This window comes from Pseudomonas sp. HS-18 (assembly GCF_020401845.1).
Taxonomy (GTDB): Bacteria; Pseudomonadota; Gammaproteobacteria; order Pseudomonadales; family Pseudomonadaceae; genus Pseudomonas; species Pseudomonas nitroreducens.
Genome location: NZ_CP084413.1, coordinates 581,610 through 602,101, shown reverse-complemented (window position 1 = coordinate 602,101; position 20,492 = coordinate 581,610). Strand labels below are relative to the sequence as shown.

The 20,492-nt window shown below is 64.6% G+C and carries 13 protein-coding genes and 1 tRNA gene; 8 read left to right on the top strand and 6 right to left on the bottom strand.

Features of this window, described 5'->3' with window-relative positions; all coding sequences use genetic code 11:
- The first annotated feature begins 119 nt into the window (after positions 1–119).
- The 4 genes from dnaG to LDJ84_RS02770 all read left to right on the top strand — a co-directional run bounded on the left by dnaG (position 120) and on the right by LDJ84_RS02770 (position 8,006).
- On the top strand, positions 120–2,141 hold the full coding sequence (dnaG, locus tag LDJ84_RS02785) for a DNA primase (protein ID WP_024763615.1): 2,022 nt from the start codon (positions 120–122) through the stop codon (positions 2,139–2,141).
- Positions 2,142–2,219: 78 nt separating this feature from the next.
- On the top strand, positions 2,220–4,073 hold the full coding sequence (gene rpoD / locus LDJ84_RS02780; protein WP_024763616.1) for an RNA polymerase sigma factor RpoD: 1,854 nt from the start codon (positions 2,220–2,222) through the stop codon (positions 4,071–4,073).
- 105 nt (positions 4,074–4,178) lie between these two features.
- A complete protein-coding gene (locus LDJ84_RS02775; RefSeq protein ID WP_226045877.1) occupies positions 4,179–7,913 on the top strand; it encodes a bifunctional diguanylate cyclase/phosphodiesterase in 3,735 nt (1,244 codons plus the stop codon).
- A gap of 16 nt (positions 7,914–7,929) precedes the next feature.
- Positions 7,930–8,006: transfer RNA gene (locus LDJ84_RS02770), tRNA-Ile, on the top strand.
- A gap of 36 nt (positions 8,007–8,042) precedes the next feature.
- Here the strand turns inward: LDJ84_RS02770 and LDJ84_RS02765 are convergent.
- Positions 8,043–8,774: a hypothetical protein gene (locus LDJ84_RS02765; protein ID WP_065085697.1), complete on the bottom strand. Its 732-nt coding sequence runs from the start codon at positions 8,772–8,774 to the stop codon at positions 8,043–8,045.
- A 191-nt stretch (positions 8,775–8,965) separates the two neighbouring features.
- Between LDJ84_RS02765 and LDJ84_RS30765 the strand changes: the two genes are divergently transcribed.
- From LDJ84_RS30765 to LDJ84_RS02740, 4 genes are all read left to right on the top strand, one after another.
- Positions 8,966–11,017 (top strand): restriction endonuclease, encoded by a 2,052-nt coding sequence (locus LDJ84_RS30765; protein WP_413247443.1) that lies wholly within the window; start codon positions 8,966–8,968, stop codon positions 11,015–11,017.
- Between the two features lie 445 nt (positions 11,018–11,462).
- Positions 11,463–11,786 (top strand): hypothetical protein, encoded by a 324-nt coding sequence (locus tag LDJ84_RS02750; protein WP_024763617.1) that lies wholly within the window; start codon positions 11,463–11,465, stop codon positions 11,784–11,786.
- Between the two features lie 165 nt (positions 11,787–11,951).
- Complete coding sequence (locus LDJ84_RS02745; RefSeq protein ID WP_226045876.1) at positions 11,952–14,132, top strand: putative bifunctional diguanylate cyclase/phosphodiesterase; 2,181 nt, start codon at positions 11,952–11,954, stop codon at positions 14,130–14,132.
- Complete coding sequence (locus tag LDJ84_RS02740) at positions 14,129–15,697, top strand: PAS domain-containing methyl-accepting chemotaxis protein (protein WP_226045875.1); 1,569 nt, start codon at positions 14,129–14,131, stop codon at positions 15,695–15,697. Before LDJ84_RS02745 ends, LDJ84_RS02740 begins: the two co-directional genes overlap by 4 nt.
- Here LDJ84_RS02740 and LDJ84_RS02735 read toward each other — a convergent pair.
- The 5 genes from LDJ84_RS02735 to LDJ84_RS02715 all read right to left on the bottom strand — a co-directional run bounded on the left by LDJ84_RS02735 (position 15,694) and on the right by LDJ84_RS02715 (position 20,336).
- Complete coding sequence (locus LDJ84_RS02735; protein ID WP_003084988.1) at positions 15,694–15,852, bottom strand: YqaE/Pmp3 family membrane protein; 159 nt, start codon at positions 15,850–15,852, stop codon at positions 15,694–15,696. The genes LDJ84_RS02740 and LDJ84_RS02735 overlap by 4 nt on opposite strands.
- Before the next feature lie 337 nt (positions 15,853–16,189).
- The gene (locus tag LDJ84_RS02730; RefSeq protein WP_024763619.1) at positions 16,190–17,539 is read right to left on the bottom strand and encodes a glutamine synthetase family protein; all 1,350 of its coding nucleotides are present in this window, start codon (positions 17,537–17,539) and stop codon (positions 16,190–16,192) included.
- Positions 17,540–17,615: 76 nt separating this feature from the next.
- Positions 17,616–18,167 (bottom strand): helix-turn-helix domain-containing protein, encoded by a 552-nt coding sequence (locus LDJ84_RS02725; protein WP_037010973.1) that lies wholly within the window; start codon positions 18,165–18,167, stop codon positions 17,616–17,618.
- Between the two features lie 13 nt (positions 18,168–18,180).
- Positions 18,181–19,470: an NAD(P)/FAD-dependent oxidoreductase gene (locus tag LDJ84_RS02720; RefSeq protein ID WP_065085691.1), complete on the bottom strand. Its 1,290-nt coding sequence runs from the start codon at positions 19,468–19,470 to the stop codon at positions 18,181–18,183.
- A 107-nt stretch (positions 19,471–19,577) separates the two neighbouring features.
- A complete protein-coding gene (locus LDJ84_RS02715; RefSeq protein WP_024763621.1) occupies positions 19,578–20,336 on the bottom strand; it encodes a membrane protein in 759 nt (252 codons plus the stop codon).
- Between the last annotated feature and the right edge of the window lie 156 nt (positions 20,337–20,492).

Below are 20,492 nucleotides of genomic sequence, written 5' to 3'. Positions count from 1 at the left end.
ATTCGCATTCGCGGACTTCGGAGTTTTTGCTTTTCAAGCCCCATGCTTAGTCTCAAGCCCCGCTCGCGGCGTCATCGCCCCGCGCTATGCTTGGGTCCACCCTGCGTCCCGATGAGTCTATGGCCGGCCTGATTCCACAATCCTTCATCGATGACCTGCTCAACCGCACCGATATTCTCGATGTGGTGAGTTCGCGCATCCAGCTGAAGAAGACCGGCAAGAACTACAGCGCCTGCTGCCCGTTCCACAAGGAGAAGACACCCTCCTTCACCGTCAGCCCGGACAAGCAGTTCTACTACTGCTTCGGCTGCGGCGCCGGCGGCAACGCGCTCGGCTTCATCATGGACCACGACCAGCTGGACTTCGTCCAGGCGGTCGAGGACCTGGCCAAGCGCGCCGGGATGGACATCCCCCGCGAGGAAGGTCGGCGCGGCAACAAGCCCCGCCAACCGGTCGACTCGCCGCTGTACCCGCTGCTGGCCGGCGCCGCCGAGTTCTACCGCCAGGCACTCAAGAGCCACCCGGCCCGCAAGGCCGCCGTGGAATACCTCAAGGGCCGCGGCCTGACCGGCGAAATCGCCCGCGACTTCGGCCTGGGCTTCGCCCCGCCGGGCTGGGACAACCTGCTGAAGAACCTGGGCGGCGACAACCTGCAGCTCAAGGCCATGCTCGACGCCGGCCTGCTGGTGGAAAACCCCGACAGCGGCAAGCGCTACGACCGCTTCCGCGACCGGGTGATCTTCCCCATCCGCGACAGCCGCGGCCGGGTGATCGCCTTCGGCGGCCGCGTATTGGGCGACGACAAGCCGAAATACCTGAACTCGCCGGAAACCCCGGTCTTCCATAAAGGACAGGAGCTCTACGGCCTGTTCGAGGCGCGGAAGAACAACCGGGATCTCGACGAGATCATGGTGGTCGAAGGCTACATGGACGTCATCGCACTGGCGCAGCAGGGCATCCGCAACGCGGTCGCCACCCTGGGCACGGCCACCAGCGAAGAACACATCAAGCGGCTGTTCCGCATCGTGCCGAACATCCTCTTCTGCTTCGACGGCGACCAGGCCGGCCGTAATGCCGCCTGGCGCGCACTGGAGTCGGCGCTGAGCAACCTGCAGGATGGGCGCAAGGTGCGCTTTCTGTTCCTGCCCGAAGGTGAAGACCCGGACAGCCTGGTGCGCGCCGAAGGCCCGGATGCCTTCCGCGCCCGCCTCGCCCACCAGGCCCAGCCGCTGGCGGACTACTTCTTCCAGCAACTGACCGAGGAAGCCGACCCCAGCACGCTGGAAGGCAAGGCGCACCTGGCGACCCTGGCCGGACCGCTGTTGGAGAAGATCCCCGGCAACACGCTGCGCTTGCTGATGCGCCAGCGCCTGGGCGAGATCACCGGCCTGTCCGCCGAAGCGCTCAGCCAGATCAGCGCGCCGCGCCCGGGCCTCACCGGCCAGGCAAAACCGAATCCCCCCCCTGCAACAGCGCAGGCACCTGGCTCGGAGCAACACGCCCACGAGTACGCCGACTACGACATGGGCCAGTTCGCCGGCCACGGCGACGGTCATTACCAGGACGCTTCGAGTTACTTCGAAGCGCCGATGGAATTTTCCCCCGGCAACGGCGGAGCCAAGGCCAAGAAGCCCTGGAAGGGCGATCGCAAATGGGATGGCAAAGGCCGGAAAGGCGACTTCACGCCACGCCAGCCGCGCACCGAGATCAGCGTCGAATCGCCGACCCTGACCGCGCTGCGCACCCTGCTGCACCATCCCCAACTGGCGCAGAGCGTCGAGGATGCGAGCCACTTCTCCAACGAGGGACAGACCTATTCGCAACTGCTCGCCGCACTGGTCGAAGCGTTGCAGAAGAATCCGAAACAGAGCTCGATGCACCTCATCGCGCGCTGGCACGGAACGCCCCAAGGGCGCCTGCTACAGGTGCTGGCGGGGAAAGAATGGCTGATCGACGACGGCAATCTTGAAAAGCAGTTCGTCGACACCATTACTACACTTGCACACAACCAGCTGCTCAGCAGCCGTGAAGCCCGCTTGCACAGCGTGCTGCGAAAGAACCCCAGTGAACTGACCGACGAAGAGAAAGCGTTACTGCGGGAGCACTACAGCACCCCCTCTTCAACAGGCAGCCAGAGCTGAACTGGCGCCTGAAGCCTCGAATCTGGTATAATCCTCGGCTTATTTCAGCCCGCCAAGACCTTCAGTGGATAGGGTGTTATGTCCGGAAAAGCGCAACAGCAATCTCGTCTCAAAGAGTTGATCACCCGTGGTCGTGAGCAGGGTTACCTGACTTACGCGGAGGTCAACGACCACCTGCCGGAGGATATCTCTGATCCGGAACAGGTAGAAGACATCATCCGCATGATCAACGACATGGGGATCAACGTATTCGAGACAGCCCCGGATGCGGATGCCCTGTTGCTGGCGGAAACCGATACCGATGAAGCTGCCGCCGAAGAAGCTGCTGCCGCCCTTGCCGCGGTAGAGAGCGACGTTGGCCGCACGACCGACCCGGTGCGCATGTACATGCGTGAAATGGGTACCGTGGAACTGCTGACCCGCGAAGGCGAGATCGAAATCGCCAAACGCATCGAGGAAGGCATCCGCGAGGTCATGAGCGCCATCGCCCAGTTCCCGGGCGCGGTGGACGGCATTCTCGAAGAGTACAACCGCATCGTTGCCGAAGGCGGCCGCCTGTCGGACGTTCTCAGCGGCTACATCGACCCGGATGACGGCACCCTGCCGGCCGAGGAAGTCGAGCCGGTCGGCCTGAAGGACGACGCCGAAGCCAAGGATAAGGACAAGGACGAAGAGGACGAAGAGTCCGACGGCGACAGCGAGGAAGAAGAAGGCGATGGCGGTCCGGATCCGGAAGAAGCCGCTCGTCGTTTCGGCGCCGTTTCCGAGCAACTGGAAAAGGCCAAGAAGGCCCTGAAGAAGCACGGTCGTGGCAGCAAGCAGGCCACCGAAGAACTGGTCGCCCTGGCCGAGCTGTTCATGCCGATCAAGCTGGTGCCCAAGCAGTTCGACGTGCTGGTCGCCAAGGTCCGCGATGCGCTGGACAGCGTGCGCCGCCAGGAACGCGCCATCATGCAGCTGTGCGTGCGTGATGCCCGTATGCCGCGTGCCGACTTCCTGCGCCAGTTCCCCGGCCACGAAACCGACACCGCCTGGGTCGACTCCATACTCAAGGGCAAGCCCAAGTACGCCGAGGCCATCGAGCGTCTGCGTGACGACATCCTGCGCAACCAGCAGAAGCTGGTCGACCTGGAAACCAGCTCGCAGCTGACCGTTGCCGAGATCAAGGACGTCAACCGCTCCATGTCCATCGGCGAGGCGAAAGCCCGTCGTGCGAAGAAGGAGATGGTCGAGGCGAACCTGCGTCTGGTGATCTCCATCGCCAAGAAGTACACCAACCGCGGCCTGCAGTTCCTCGACCTGATCCAGGAAGGCAACATCGGCCTGATGAAGGCGGTGGACAAGTTCGAATACCGTCGCGGCTACAAGTTCTCGACCTATGCCACCTGGTGGATCCGCCAGGCGATCACCCGCTCGATCGCCGACCAGGCCCGCACCATCCGTATTCCGGTGCACATGATCGAGACGATCAACAAGCTCAACCGTATTTCCCGCCAGATGCTGCAGGAGATGGGTCGCGAACCGACCCCGGAAGAGCTGGGCGAACGCATGGACATGCCGGAAGACAAGATCCGCAAGGTCCTGAAGATCGCCAAGGAACCGATCTCCATGGAAACGCCGATCGGTGACGACGAAGATTCGCACCTGGGCGACTTCATCGAGGACTCCACCATGCAGTCGCCGATCGAAGTGGCGACCAGCGAGAGCCTCAAGGAAGCCACCCGCGAAGTCCTCGCCGGCCTCACCGCTCGCGAAGCCAAGGTCCTGCGCATGCGCTTCGGCATCGACATGAATACCGACCACACCCTCGAGGAAGTCGGCAAGCAGTTCGATGTGACCCGTGAGCGTATCCGCCAGATCGAAGCCAAGGCGTTGCGCAAGCTGCGCCACCCGTCGCGAAGCGAGCATCTGCGCTCCTTCCTCGACGAGTGATGAACAAACCCCCGGCCGAAAACCGGGGGTTTTTCTTTGGGTCTTCCACTGGGCAAAGTGCCACGTCTACACTTCGGCGTAGTCCCCCCTGGAATGAGGCCCTTCATGCCGCGTCTGCAGGCAGTTCTACTGTGGTGCCTCGCATTCTGGGCGGGACAGGCATTCGCCCTGAGCCTCACGCCCGACGAACAGCAATGGCTGCAGGCACACCCCACCCTACGCCTGGGTGTGGACGCCTCCTGGCCCCCCTTCGAGTTCCGTGACAGCGACGGCGTCTACCAGGGCCTGGCTGCCAGCTACGTCAAAGTCATCAGCGACAAGCTCAAGGTCGAGCTACAACCGGTCGAACCGGCAAGCTGGAGCGAAGTCCTGCAACAGGCGCGGGACAGCCATCTCGACCTGCTCCCCGGCATCATGGCCACGCCGGAACGCCTCGAGTACCTGACCTTCACCCGCCCCTACCTCGACTTCCCGATCATCATCCTGGCCCGCAAGAACGGCCCCGCGCCAGCCAGCGTGAAGGAGCTCTACGGCCTCAAGGTCGGCGTGGTCGCCCACTACGCTCCGCATGAACTGCTGGTCGCCAGGCACCCCGACCTCAACCTGCAACCGCTGCCCAGTGTCGCCGCTGGACTGCAGGCGCTGGCGGTCGGCCAGGTGGACGCGTTCGTCGGCGACCTCGCCTCCAGTGTCTGGAACCTTCGCCAGCTCAAGCTCGAGGGCCTGCAGATCAGCGGCGAGACCCCCTACCGTTACCAACTGGCCATGGGCGTGCCGAAGGACCAGGCGATTTTCGCCGGCATTCTCGACAAGGTGCTGGCGGACCTGACCGTGGAGCAGATCGACGCACTGCAGGCCCCCTGGGTCGGCGGCCTGGTGGACCACCGCAGCGTGTGGCCCGATGTATTCCGCGTGGTCGTGCCCATCGCGTTCCTGACCACCCTCACCCTGCTGGTCCTGTTCACCATGAACCGGCGCCTGCGCGGCGAGATGCAGCGCCGGGAGAAACTCGAGCAGGCCCTGCGCGACAGCGAACAGCACTACCGCGGCCTGGTGGAAAGCCTCACCGCCATCGCCTGGGAAATGCGCCTGGCGGAGAACCGCTTCACCTACGTCTCGCCCCACGCCCAGCGGCTGCTCGGTTACCCGCTGACCGACTGGCTGGAACCCGGCTTCTGGCAGCGCACCCTGCATCCGGAAGACGCCGAGCACGCGATCCACTTCTGCATGAGCGAGAGCCATGCCGGGCGCAATCACAGCTTCGATTACCGCATGCTCGCCGCCGATGGGCGAATCGTCTGGATCCGCGACATCGTCACGCTGATCCAGCATGGCGACGACCTGATCCTGCGCGGGCTGATGATCGACATCACCGAAGCCAAGCACACCGAACAGGCCCTGCGTCTGTCCGAGCAGAAGTTCGCCTCGGTCTTCCATCACTGCCCCGACATCATCGTCCTCGCCCGCCGAATAGACGGCGTATTGCTGGCGGTGAACAGCACCTTCGAACAACAGATCGGCATCCCCGCCAGCGAAGCCCTGGGCAAGACCTCGACCGACCTGGGAATCTGGGGCGCGCCCGGCATGGGCCCGGCCATGCTGCAGCGCCTGCAGGGCGAACCGCTGAACAACGTCGAGATCCCGCTCAATCGCCGCGACGGCAGCCACTTCACCGCCCTGCTGTCAGCGCAGCACATCATCCTCGACGACACGCCGGCGCTGGTCGTCGTGGTGCGCAACATCTCCCAGGTCAAGGAAACCCAGGAACAACTGCGCGTCTCCGAGGAGAAATTCGCCAAAGCCTTCCACGCCTCGCCCGACGGCATGCTCATCTCGCGTATCAGCGACGGCCGGCTGGTGGAAGTGAACCAGGGCTTTACCCGCATCACCGGCTACAGCCGCGAGGAAGCCGCCGAGCGCTCCACCCTCGATCTGCGCCTGTGGGCCAACCCGGCCGACCGCAGCAAACTGCTGGGCATCCTCGACAGCGCCGCCAGCGCCCCGGACTTCACCGCGCAAATTCGCACTCGCGACGGCAGCCTGCGCCTGTGCGAACTGTCCGCCCACCGCATCACCATCGGCAGCGACGACTGCATGCTGACCATCGCGCGCGACATTACCGAGCGCCAGCAGATGCAGGAAAAGCTGCAGCTGGCCGCCACGGTGTTCGAAAGCACCGCCGAAGGCGTGATGATCACCGACGCGCGCCAGCAGATAGTCGCCGTCAACCGCGCCTTCACCGAGATCACCGGCTACAGCGAACAGGAAGCCCTCGGCAACTCACCGCGCCTGCTCGCTTCCGGCCAGCACGACAGCAGCTTCTACGTCGCCCTCTGGCACCAGCTCAACGCCGAGGGCCACTGGCAGGGCGAAATCTGGAACCGCCGGAAGAACCAGGAGCTCTACCCGGAGTGGCTTACGGTCAGCGCCGTGCGCAATGCCGACGGCGAGTTGTCGCACTATGTCGGCGTGTTCGCCGACATCTCCACCCTCAAGTACGCCCAGGCACGGCTGGACTACCAGGCCCACCACGATCCACTCACCGGCCTGCCCAACCGCCTGCTGTTCGAAAGCCGCCTGAACGCCTCTCTCAAGGAGGCCCAGGAAGACGATCATCAGGGCGCCGTGCTGTTTCTCGACCTCGACCGTTTCAAGCACATCAACGACAGCCTCGGCCACCCGGTCGGCGACCTGCTGCTCAAGTCCATTGCCACCCGCCTGCGCGAGCAGCTGCGCGACGTCGACACGGTAGCGCGCCAGGGCGGCGATGAATTCATCATCCTGCTGCCCGGCCTGCACCACGCACTGGACGCCGAACACGTCGCCAACAAGCTGCTGCTCTGCTTCGAAATGCCGTTCATCGCCGGCGAACAGGAGTTCTTCGTCAGCGCCAGCATCGGCATCTGCCTCTACCCCAGCGATGGCTCGGATGTCGCCACCCTGGTGAAGAATGCCGACGCCGCCATGTACCGGGCCAAGGCCCAGGGCCGCAACCGCGTAGAGTTCTACACCCGCGAACTGACCTTCCAGGCCACCGAGCGCATGGCCTTGGAACATGAATTGCGCCGCGCGCTGGAAAGCGACCAGCTGCAGCTTTACTACCAGCCCAAGCTTTCCCTCAGCACCGGCCAGTTGGTCGGTGCCGAAGCCCTGATCCGCTGGAAGCATCCTCAATTCGGCACCATTTCGCCCGATCGCTTCATCCCCCTGGCTGAGGAAAATGGCCTGATCCTGCCATTGGGTGACTGGGTCCTGCGCCAAGCCTGTCGGCAGATGAGCCGCTGGCAGGACAGCCATGCCGCGTTCGGCCCGCTCTCGGTCAACCTCGCTGGCGCCCAACTGCGCCAGACCAACCTGGTCGAACGCATCCGTGAACTACTGGCGCACTACAACCTGCAGCCCTCGCGCCTGCAGTTGGAGATCACCGAAAGCTTCCTCATGCACCAGACCGAGGAAGCCCTGTCGATCCTGCACAGCCTCAAGCACCTGGGCGTACAACTGGCCATCGACGACTTCGGCACCGGCTACTCCTCCCTCAGCTACCTGAAGCAACTGCCGCTGGATACGCTGAAGATCGACCAGTCCTTCGTCCACGGCCTGCCGGACGACCCCCACGACGCGGCTATCGCCCGGGCCATCATCGCCCTGGGCCGCAGCATGAACCTCACCGTGATCGCCGAAGGCGTGGAGCACGAAGCCCAGGAACGCTTCCTCGAAGCCGAAGGTTGCGACCAGATCCAGGGCTACGCCCTGAGCGCCCCGTTGCCGGCCGACGCCTTTGCCAACCGCTTCCTGGTTCCGCTGCATCCGATTGGCGCGACGCATAACACGCCGGTATAATCCGCCCGCCTTCTGGGGGCCTATAGCTCAGTTGGTTAGAGCAGAGGACTCATAATCCTTTGGTCCACGGTTCAAGTCCGTGTGGGCCCACCACCCTTTCAGCAAAAGCCGCGCAGATGCGCGGCTTTTTCATTTCTCCGGCGGATAGCGCAGCGTCTCGAAAAAGCTTTCGGCGTTCTGCTCGTAATATCGCGCGATCGAATTGATTACCCCGAGGGAAGCTTCTTCGTTGTATTCGGCAGACCGCCCTGAGGGGATCCAATGCCCCTCACCGCCAATGAATGAGGAAAGCAAGCCTATACGCTGATCAGGACAATTTCCGCGCAGGCGCCCTACACAACGCTCGATGAGATCTGATGGAAGCATATCGACATAGACCTCACGAAACTCATCGACAAGCCCTGTCTCCGCATCCAGCAAAGTGGTCATTGCCATTTTTCTCCATGCAGACTCAGGACTTCTATCGGACACAATCAGGTGAGCTACACCAACCAGCGGGAACCCCAAAGCCAGCAGGGCCGACGCCTGCGAGAAACCGAAGGAGTTCGGCGAGCGATGCTGGCGTGCATATGATGCCCTGACTGCCTTCGACTCGATGGCCAAAGCTCTGGATGCAACAAGTTCATCCTTCTCGAACGGAATGACCAACAAATCGATATCGCCGGGAAAAGTCTGACCTGGGCAAATAGCGTCGATCGGGACAAGTCCTCTGATCATCACTCCGCTATCTCTTGGCATGCTATTGAAGTAACGAGAGTCCAGTTGCTGGTAACCCATGCCGAAGAGCCGCCGCTCCAGGACCAACCGAATCCCCAGATAACGCTCATCTGCTTTTCTGATCATCCATTCGGGCAACAGCACCCGCTCTCCTTCCAGCACTCTGCGCGGGCGCCTTTCTATTGGAAATCGACAATCAATCGACACTGTTCTTCTCCCAGGCACGAGCCACCATTCAGCCACCAACGTCTGACAACCCTCTCCACTCCAAGCTGTTAGCATAGGTCCGACCTTTGATCGCGCTGCCCGCGCGGCTCAACTGCAAGGAAGGAACCATGGCTGAAAGCTGCAACTTCGCTTTCCTCAAGGAACACGACCCGGTTTTCCTGCAACTCGCGACGACTGCCGAACAGGTCTTCGCCAGCGATCCGAATACGACGCTGATCAAGCTGCGCCAGCTGGGCGAGGCGCTGGCGCAGGACCTGGCCGGGCGCGCCGGCATCGAGTTTGACGAGAGAACGAACCAGGCCGATCTGCTCTTCAAGCTGAGTCGCGAGATCCAGCTTGATCGCAGCATCGTCAGTCTGTTCCATACCCTGCGCATCGAAGGCAACAAGGCGACTCACCAATTCCGCACCCAGCACCGTGAAGCGCTGGACGGCCTGAAAGTCGCACGCGGACTGTGCGTCTGGTATCACCAGGCGTTCGGCAAGAACGGCAGTGCCTTCACGCCCGGCGCCTTCACCAAGCCAAGCGACCCAAGCGAGCCGTTACGCGAGTTGCAGCAGGAGATCGATCAGCTCAGGAGCCAGTTGCACGCCTCCAGCGAGAAGCTGGAAAGCAACCAGCAACTGACCGAACTGCTCCAGCGCGAATCCACGGAGTACGCGGTACTCGCCGAGCAGATGGACGCCGAGTCACGCCTCTATCAGAAACAGGCCGCCGCACACGAGACGGCGCTGGAACAACTGCGCGCCGAGCATGAGCGCAGCATCAAGGCACTGCAGCAGGAGCTTGCCGCCAAGCCGCAATCCAGCCAGCAGGTGCAGCTCAAGACCCAGCAGGCCGCAAGCCCCTTCGACCTGGATGAAGACCTCACCCGGATCATCATCGACCAGCAATTGATCGACGCCGGATGGGAAGCGGATTCCCTGGACCTCACCTACGCCAAGGGCATCCGCCCGGAGAAGGGCCGCAACCTGGCAATTGCCGAATGGCCTACCAGCAGCACGCTGGCCCGAGCGGACTACGTACTGTTCGCGGGTCTGGTGCCCATCGCCATCGTCGAAGCCAAACGCAAGCGCATCAATGTCGCCGACCGGGTCACCCAGGCAGAACGTTACGCCGAGGCCTTCCCGCTGCAGTCCGAGCACCAACCCGCCTGGCTGCTGGCGGGAAGCAGCCAGCCCTGGGGCAATGGCAAGGGCGGCCTTTATCGCATTCCATTCGCTTTTTCCTGCAATGGTCGTCCCTACATCAAGCAATTGGCCGAGCAATCGGGCACCTGGTTCCGCGATCTGCGCAGCCCCGCCAACCTGCGCCGCCCGCTTCAGGACTTCTATACCCCGGATGGCCTGCTGAACCTGCTCAAGCTCAGCCGCGAAGAAGCGGAGGCCAAACTGAAGCAGGAGGGTTTTGCCTACCTGAAGCTGCGTGATTATCAGGAAAAGGCCATCCGCGCGGTCGAACTGGCCATCGCCAACAACCAGCGCGAATGCCTGCTCGCCATGGCGACCGGTACCGGCAAGACGCGCACCATCATCGGCCTGCTCTACCGCTTCCTGAAGGCCGAGCGCTTCAAGCGCATCCTCTTCCTGGTCGACCGCAGCGCCCTCGGGGACCAGGCAGTGGAAGCCTTCCACGACATGCCGCTGGAACAGAACCAGACGCTGGCGCAGATCTACGACATCAAGGAACTCGGCGATATGGCCGCCGAAGCCGCTAACCTCAAGCAGGTGTCGCCGGGCCGCTTCGAGGTGATCGTGCTGGATGTGCTGCACCGCCTCGGTTACGGCGCCAGCCGCACTGATCTGCAGCGGGTTGGCGGTTCCGGCGATGGCGGCATCGACGGGGTGATCTCGCTGGACAAGCTGGGGCTGGAGAAGGTCTACGTGCAGGCCAAGCGCTGGCAAGGCACGGTGGGACGGCCCGAGTTGCAGGCCTTCTACGGTGCGCTGGCCGGGCAGAAAGCCAAGCGCGGCGTGTTCATCACCACCTCCAGCTACACCCAGCAGGCCATCGATTTCGCCCGCTCGGTGGAGGGCATCGTGCTGGTGGATGGCCTGCGCCTGGTGCACCTGATGATGGACCACGAAGTCGGCGTGTCGTCCCAGACCGTGCGTATCCCCAAGTTGGACACGGACTACTTCGACGAAGAGGCCAGCTAAGCCGAGCTATCGCATTTCGGGAGTCGACATTCGCCGCAACGGCGAAGGGAGCAGGTGAAAGGCCACCTGAGGAGCCTGATGGACTGGCAGGCAAGCTCTCGGTGCGCAGGAGCGATGCGCGCGGATTAGGGAAGATCAGGTACGGCCGTTACGTTGACTTCCTCGAATGCCCTCTTCCTAACCCTCTCCCTGAAGGGAGAGGGAACTGTCTCGATGGGGCTGAAAGCTTTGCGCAATCCTGTTCGTACAGCGGAAAACCATCGCGGACGGCATCAGTTCCTACGCTCCATGGCAAAAAAACGACGGTTTCCTGGCCCCGCAATGCGAGCCACTTCACACCTGCCGTCGACCATCTGACGCAGGCGCTGCGCCAACATGACAGGCGTCAATATCAGATAGCCATTAGCCATTAAATTGGCATCTCCCTGATATGAGCGAATCCGTCATGACTCTCCACCGGTATCCGGTCCAGTTGCTGGTCACTTCCCAGGATCCGGCGTTGGCGCGCCAGGTTCGTGCGCTGCTGGCGGCCTACGAGCTGCCCTGCGCGGTGATGGAAGGACCACGCAATTGCGAGCAGGCGCCGCTGTGCCGATGGTTCAAGGACGCGCCCTTGAGCGATTCGGCGCGGATGCTCGCGCTGCTGGCCGACGCCATCGGTGTGTTGGAGCGAACCCGCCATGCCTTCCGCTCCCGCGAACTGGGCGAGTTGCGCCAGCGCCTGAGTGGCGCACTGCAGGAGTTGTCGGGGCCGCGCCCGCTGGTGTAAAAGACTTCCACCCCGCGTTCCGCGTTGCGGAAGCTGGCTTTGCCGGGCAGGACTTGTGGGCCTGCAAGACAAAGCGCCGAGTTGGTCGCCGTCGATTTCGACGTGGCGACGAGCCGGCGCTTTTTTCATGCCCGACAAAAACAGCAGACCCGCAAGGAGCCAAACATGGGCCTGGGACCGAAGCTCGATAGCGTGCTCGAGCGCATCGGCCTGTCGACGATGGAAGTCGATCAGCGCCTGAGTTACCTGGAGTGGCGCGAGGAGGATGGCCGCCATCTGCATGGCCGCGCCGCCGAACTGGAGGGCTGCCACCAGCGCTTCATCGAACAACTCTACGATCACCTGCGCCATTATCCGCCCCTGGGCGCGATTCTCTCCGAGCCGGCAACGCTGGCTCGCCTGAAATGCAGCCAGTTCGAATACTACCGCCAGTTGTGGGACGCCCCGCAGGACGCCGACTACGTGCGCGACCGCCTGCGTATCGGGCTCGTGCACCAGCAGGTCGGCGTCGAGCTGAAGTGGTACCTGGGCGCCTATCGCCTGTACCTGGACCAGATGCTCGCCGACCTGATGGGCGACGCCCCGGAAGCCCAGACCTACGCCAGCCTGCTCAAGCGGGTGTTCTTCGACATGTCGCTGGCCATCGATACCTACGGCGCCGCCCAGCGCCAGGCGCTGGAGGACAGCGAGGCGCGCTTCGCCCGCGCCCTGCGCGGCGCCAACGACGGCATCTGGGACTGGGACCTGGGCAACGACCGCCTCTACGTCTCCGAGCGCTGGGCGCGCATGCTCGGCCTGACCCGCGACAACCTCGGCGAAGGCAGCACCAGCTGGTTCGCCCGCGTGCATCCGGACGACCTGCCCGGCCTGCGCAAGGCCATCGATGCGCACCTGCGCGGCAGCAGCGCGCTGCTCAGCCACGAGTACCGCATCCGCCAGCGCGACGGCAACTACCTCTGGGTGCTGGCGCGCGGCGTGGTCACCGATGGGCGCATGGCCGGCTCGCAAACCGACATCAGCCAACACAAGGCCAGCGAACACCAGCTCAGCCACGCGGCGCGGCACGACCCGCTCACCGGCCTGGGCAACCGCCTGCGCCTGGACGAGCTGCTGCAGCAGGCCCTGATGCGCCAGCGCCGCCCCGGCGCGCGCGAGTCCGGCCTGCTGTTCATCGACCTGGACCGCTTCAAGCTGATCAACGACAGCCTCGGCCACGCAGTGGGCGACCGCGTGCTGGTGGAAGTCTCCCAGCGCTTGCTGCGCTGCCTGCGGCCGGGCGATCACCTGGCGCGCTTCGGCGGCGACGAGTTCGTCGTGCTGCTGGACGACCTCGCCAGCCTGGTGGACGCCGAACAGGTCGCACAACGCATGCTCGACTGCCTGCGCCAGCCGCTGCATGTGGACGGCCGCACGCTGGTGGTCAGCGCCAGCATCGGCATCACCGGGCTGATGACCGACGGCCAGGCCATCGACACGCTGCAGGCCGCCGACCTCGCGCTGTACCGCGCCAAGGAAGCCGGCAAGGCGCAGTACGCGCGCTTCAGCCTCGAGCTACAGGCCGAGGCGCAGCGCCGCCTGGACCTGGAAAGCGCGCTGGCGCAGGCGCTGCGGCGCGAGGAGTTCAGCCTGCACTACCAGCCCATCGTCCGCCTGGACAGCGATTCGCCGCACTGGGAGGCGGTGGAGGTGCTGCTGCGCTGGAAGCACGACGGCCAATCCGTCTCGCCGCTGGACTTCATCCCGGCGCTGGAGGAATCCGGCGAGATCGTCCCGGTCGGCGACTGGGTACTGCGTCAGGCCTGCCGGCAGACGGCGCTCTGGCAGAGCCAGGGGTACCGCGACCTCTACTGTTCGGTCAACCTGTCGAGCCGGCAGCTGCAGCAACCGGGCTTCGCCGCGCGGGTACAGCAGATTCTGGCGGAGAGCGGCCTGTCGCCGCGCAGCCTGGTACTGGAGATCACTGAAAGCCTGCTGATGCAGGACGGCGCGGAAACCCTCGCCTGCCTCCGCGAACTGGCCGCCGAGGGTGTGCGCCTGGCGCTGGACGACTTCGGCACCGGCTACTCCTCGCTGGGGTATCTCAAGCGCTACCCGCTGCACATCCTCAAGGTCGACCGCAGCTTCATCACCCGCGTGCCGGACGACCCGGAACTCAGTGCCATCTGCCGCGCCATCATCGGCCTGGGCCACAGCCTGGGCCTGGAAGTGGTGGCCGAGGGCGTCGAACGCCAGGAACACCTCGACTTCCTGCGCGCCGAAGGCTGTCGCCACGCCCAGGGCTTCCTGTTCAGCAAGCCGCTGGCGCCGGAACAACTCTTCCAGACCCGCGTGGAGCACCAGCGATGAAGCAGAACCTGCCGATCACCGGGCGCCAGGTGGATGTGCCGGTCAACGCCAACATTCTCTCCACCACCGACCTCAAGGGCGCGGTCACCCATGTGAACCCGGACTTCATCCAGGTCAGCGGCTTCCAGGCCGAGGAGCTGGTGGGTTTCAACCACAACCGCGTGCGTCACCCGGACATGCCGCCCGCCGCCTTCGCCCACCTCTGGCAGACGCTGCAGGCCGGGCGCAGCTGGATGGGCCTGGTGAAGAATCGCTGCAAGAACGGCGACCACTACTGGGTCAGCGCCTTCGTCACACCGATTCGCCATGGCGGAAAAGTCGTGGAGTACCAGTCGGTGCGCACCCGTCCCGGCGCCGAGCAGGTCGATGCGGCGGAGCGCCTTTACGCGGGGATGCGGGGGGGAGCGAAGCTGGCCCGCCCACGCCTGCCACTGCCGTTGCAACTGCTGATCGGACTGGTGCTGGCGCAGGCCGGCGGTGCCCTGCTGGCGCTGCTGCTGCCCAAGCTGACGGTGCTGGCATTCCTGCTGGCGCTGGGCGCCTCGGGCGCCTGGCTGGTGCTACGCCTGCAACCGCTGGGCGCGCTGCTCGGGCGAGCGCGGAAGATCGCCGACAACCCGCTCAGCCAACAGCTGTATACGGGCCGGAGCGACGAATTCGGCGAGCTGGAGTTCGCCTTCCACATGCTGGAGGCGGAAACCGCCGCGGTGGTCGGGCGCATGGCGGACGCCTCGCATCAGTTGGCCGAGCATTCCGCGGCACTGGCCGACGCCATGGCCGGCGGCAGCGCCGCTTCGCAGCTGCAGCAGCGCGAGACCGAACAGGTGGCCAGCGCCATGCAGCAGCTCGCGCAGAGCGTCCAGGAAGTCGCCCGCCACGCGCAGCACAGCGCGGTGGCGGCGCAGTGCAGCGAGCGCATCACCCAGTCCGGGCATCAGGATGTGCACGCCACGCGCGGGCAACTCGCCGCGCTGGAAGCTGGCGTGCGCGCCGCGAGCGTCGCGGTCGAACAGCAGAAGGAGCACAGCGAGGCTATCTCGCGGATGCTCGAAGTAATCCGCGATGTCGCCGGGCAGACCAACCTGCTGGCGTTGAACGCCGCCATCGAAGCGGCACGCGCCGGGGAAAGCGGGCGTGGTTTCGCGGTGGTCGCCGATGAGGTGCGGGCGCTGGCTTCGCGCACGGAGAATTCCGCGCGCGACATCCAGTCGTTGGTCGGTAATCTCCAGCAGGGCGCCGAGGATTCGGTGCGCGCGCTATGGCATTGCTGCGAGCGGGCGGTCGCCAGCCTGGAGCAGGCCGGGCATGCGGCGGGCACGCTGGAACAGATCAGCGAGCAGGTCTCGGCGATCCAGCGCATGAGCCTGGAAATCGCCGAGGCCATCGAGGAACAGGGCGTCGCCAGCGAAGACGTGCAGCGCAGCCTGCACGCCATTCGCAGCTCAGCCGACAGCAATGCGCAAAAGGTCGGCACCTGCCAGCGCAGCGCCGCGCGCATGGCGGAACTGTCGGCGGAGTTGCGGATGCTGGCGGAGCATTTCTGGGAGGGCAGCCGGGCGGGTTAGCGCTTGGCGATGATGTACACGGCGTGGACGATACCGGGGATGTAGCCGAGCAGCGTCAGCAGGATATTGAGCCAGAACGCACCGCCGAAACCGACCTGGAGGAACACGCCCAGCGGCGGCAGAAGGATGGCGATCAGAATGCGGATGAGGTCCATGCGGTGGCTCCTTGTGAGATTGCCTTGTGCATGGAATTGACCGCAGGAAAGCGAAGCGGGTTCAGAGAATCTTGCTGGCTATGATGCTGACCTGTAGGAGCAACTGTCTTCATCGGTCACTCTGTGCCACGGAATTCCCCTCACCCCTGCCCTCTCCCAGAGGGAGAGGGAGCAGATTGTGCCGGCTGACACCATGGCTTCATCCTGCACCGAACTGTCCCCTCTCCCCCTGGGAGAGGGTTAGGGTGAGGGCCGACCCGAGCGCAGAACTTTCGCGTAGGAGCGGGCCATGCCCGCGATCGCGTCCATGGGGCGCTCCTACAGGGTTCATCCGGGGTTACAGGAACCAGCGGTACTCCCGCGCGCTGACTTCGTTCATGAAGTCCAGGTGGTCGTGGCGCTTGTTCTCGCAGTAGACGAAGACGAACTCGCTGCCCAGGCCATCCTTCACCACCGGATGGTCTTCCATCTCGGCGACGGCGCCGAGCATGTCGCGGGGGAAGTCGATGCCGCTGGAGCGGTCTTCGTTGAGCGGCGGGATGGGTTCCTGGCGGGTTTCCAGGCCGTGCTCCATGCCGGTGAGGATCGCCGCGAGCACCAGGTAAGGGTTGGCGTCGGCGCCGGCCAGACGGTGTTCGATGCGCAGGTTCCTGCCATCGGATTCGGGGATACGGATGCACGCATCGCGGTCCTCGAAGCCCCAACTGGCCTTGCTCGCGGCGTTCACGCGGGAGCCGTAGCGGCGGTAGGCGTTGTGGTTGGCGGCGAAGATCGGCATGCAGTGCGGCAGCAACTCCAGGCAGCCGGCCACGGCGTGGCGCAGGGCCTGCTGGTTGTCGCGGTCGAGCAGGTTGTTGCCGTCGCGGTCGTAGAGACTGACGTGCACATGCATGCCACTGCCCGGCGCATGCAGGTAGGGCTTGCTCATGAAGCTGGCGCGGTGCCCATGCTTGAGCGCCACGCCTCGGGTGGCGCGGGTGAACAGCGCGGCCTGGTCGGCGGCGTGCAGGCCGTCGTCGCAGTGGGCGAAGTTGATCTCGAACTGGCCGGGGCCGATCTCGGCGGTGATCACGTTGGCGTCCACGCCCTGCTCGCGGGAGGCTTCGACGATCTCGTGGAGCACACCGGAGAAGCGCGACAGGCGTTCGATGTGCATGTTCGGCTGGTCGTCCTCGTCGTCGCACAGCGGGTCGCGCGGGTATTGCGGCAGGCCGTTGTCGAGCTTCTTGTCGAACAGGTAGAACTCCAGCTCGAAGGCCACCACCGGGCGGATGCCCTTGGACTCCAGGCGCTGCATGACGCGGGCGAGCACTTCGCGCGGTTCGAATTCGATGGGCGCCTCGGTGCCGTCGGAACTGATCAGCATCTGCCCCAGCGGCTGGTTCTCCCAGCGCACCGGCTTGAGCGAACCGGGGATCAGGCGGCGCGGCGCGTCCGGGTCGCCGTCGTTGAAGCAGTAGTCGCCGATGGGGTGCAGGCCGCCCTGTACGCCGAGCAGCACGCAGTTCTGCGGCAGTTTCAGCGGGCTGCCGGCGGCGACTTTCTCGAGCATGTCCACAGGGTAGCGCTTGCCGTAGAAGTGGCCGGGAATGTCCAGGCAGATCAGGTCGACGTAGCGGATGTCCGGGTATTGCTGGCGGAAGGCGCGGACTTCGCTGAGCAGGTCGGGATGCATCGGGCGGTTCATGATGTTCTCTGGGGCCTTTGTGCGGGGGCGGCCGGATCGTTTTCCCAAGCCAACCCTCGCGGGCTGGCTTGGGAAATCAGGTGAAGATCCACAGCACCCTTGTTGGTTTATCGGTGAGGTTGCCGTAGCGGAACTGGCTGTGCGGCGGCAGCTGGAAACTGTCGTTGGGATAGAGGGTGACGGTGTCGTCCTCGTACCAGATGGTCAGCTCGCCTTCGAGGACGAAGCCGCCCTGCTCCGAGCTGTCGTCCAGGTGGCCTTCGCCGCTGGTGGCGCCGGGGGCGAGGATGCTGTCGAGCATGGAGAAGCCGCCGGACATGTTCGGCGAGGCGAGGATGTCGGTGACGCCGCCGGCGTAGTACAGGGTGCGGCGATCGTTCGGCCGGGTGACCCAGTCGCGCTCGCGGCGGGTGTCGCCGGCGTAGAAGTAGGTAGTCGGCACGCCCAGGGCTTCGCTGATGGCGGTGAGGTCGGCCACGGTGGGTTGCGACAGGCCGCGCTCGACCTGGGACAGGAAACCCACCGAGCGGCCGATCTGTTCGGCCAGCTCACCCAGGGTGAGGTTCTTGTGCTTGCGCAGGTCGCGGATCAGCGTGGCAAGGTGTTCGTTGGTGGCCGTCTGGGTCATGGCAGGTTCCGAATTAGACAAAGTCCCGCAATCGATACCAGGCCTTGCCGACGGCTTCCAGTGGCGCGGCGAAGCGCTGGCCGCCGGGGAACCCGGGATTGCGGATGCGTTGATAGAGGTCAAGCTCGTCACTGCGCCCCTGCATCGCCTCGCTCACCGCATGGGCAGCGGCCAGGCTGGGCAGTACGCCGTGGCCGGAATAGCCCTGCAGCCAGTAGAGATCGCCGCGCCGGCCGATGTCCGGGGTGCGCCGCATGCTGCAGTCGATGTGCCCGCCCCAGGCGTACTCCAGTTCCACGCCCTTGAGCTGCGGGAATACCCGCTCGACATAGGGGCGCGTAGCGGCGCGGATGTCCGAAGGCATGCCGCCCAGGTAGGTGCAGCCGCCGCCGAACAGCAGGCGATGATCGGGGGTCAGGCGGAAGTAGTCGAGGACGAACTGGTTGTCGGTGACGCAGCAGTTCCTCGGCAGCAGTGAACGAGCCAGCTCCTCGCCCAGCGGCGCGGTGGCGACCTGGTAGGTGCCCACCGGCAGGATGCGCTCGGAGACGTCGCGGTCCAGCCCGTCGATATAGGCGTTGCAGGCCAGCACCAGGGAGGCGCAGCGCACGCTGCCATGCTCGGTTGTCACCTCGTAGCCGTTGCCGCTCTCGCGGAAGCTCAGCGCGCGGGTCTGCTCGAAGATGCGGCCGCCAGCGCGCTCGATGGCCCCGGCAAGGCCGTAGGCCAGCTTGAGCGGATTCAGGTGCGCAGAGTTGGGATCGTACAGGCCGGCCTGGTAGCGGTCGCTGGCGATCCACTGCGGCAGGTCTTCACGGGGGATGAATTGCAGGCCTTCGTAGCCCCAGCGACGATTGGCTTCGGCCTGCCAGTCGTAGAGCGAGCCAACGCGGCGTTGCAGCACGGCGGTCCACAGGTGGCCGATGCGGTAATCGCAGTCGAAGCCGTGGCGTTGCGGCAGGTCGCGCAGTTCGTGGGCGGCCCACAACATGCCCTGCCACAGGCGCAGCGCGCCTTCATGGCCGAGGTCGTCCTCGATGGGACCGAGGTCGCTGGACCAGCCCGGCAATGCTTGCCCGCCGTTGCGTCCGGAGGCAGCCCAGGCAATGCGGCTGGCTTCGATCATGCAGACCTGACGGCCGCCTTCCACCAGTTGCAGCGCCGTGTGCAGGCCACTGAACCCGGCACCGATCACCAGGACTTCGCATTCCAGCGGCTCGCGCAGCACATCGCGCGGCTGGATCAGCTCGGGGTTGGTACCGGCGTAGTAGGTGCCGACCGGCTCGGCGGAGCGCAGGAACATCGCGACCTCGTGAAATTGTTCTGTTTATTTTTCATGAAAAATAACAGAACAAATTTCACAAGGCTAGTCCGCCGGTCTTTTCGTCCGGCGGACTCCGCTTCAACTCGTCAGGAAGACAGCACTGCTGCGCTGTCCTGCCCTTCGCGCTTCTGCCGCATGCTGACCATGACCACCAGCGCCACCAGGATACCGGCGAGGATGGCCGAGGAGCCGATGGTGCCGAAGTCCAGCCCACCCTTCTCGTGGGACTTGGTCAGCACGTCGCCCAGGGTCGCGCCGAACGGCCGGGTCAGCACGAAGGCCACCCAGAACAGCAGCACCGAGGAAAGCTTGGTGAAGTAATGCAGCAGCACGACCACGGCGATCAGGCTGCCGATCAGCAGCGCGCCGCCGGCGAAGCCCAGGCCGGAGTCGTCGGCGAGGAAGTCGCCCAGTGCGGTGCCCAGGGTGTTGGAGAAGAGGATGGCGACCCAGTAGAACATCTCGCCCTTGAAGCTGCGGATGTTGTCCACCGACAGCGAGGTACCGCTGAAGCGCCAGGCCGCGAAGATCGCCACCAGGATGCTGACCAGGATCGCCGAGCCGCTGGCGTAGCCCAGGCCCAGGGTGCGGTCCATGAAATCGGACATGGTGGTGCCGGCGGTGCTGGTGGAGAGGATCACCAGCCAGTACAGCCAGGGCACGTAGCGCTTGCTGGCGAGCTGGCCGACCAGGGTGACGAGGAAGACGCTGATGAGGATCAGCGAGCTGATCGCATAGCCGACGTTCAGGGTCATCGACAACAGGTCGCCGGCGGTTTCCCCCAGGGTGGTGGCGCAGATTTTCATCACCCAGAAGGCCAGGGTGATCTGTGGCAGTTTATTCACGACATATCTCCGGAAAATGAGCGGGATCGACGCGCGGGTCGCGTCACGGCACCCCGGAGTTCCTGTGGTCTCCCCCAATGACCCCGGTGCATGGGCGTGGAGACTGAAGTCGGCGCAGTGAAGAAAGGGTCAAGCGGGTATGAAAAATCCATTGGC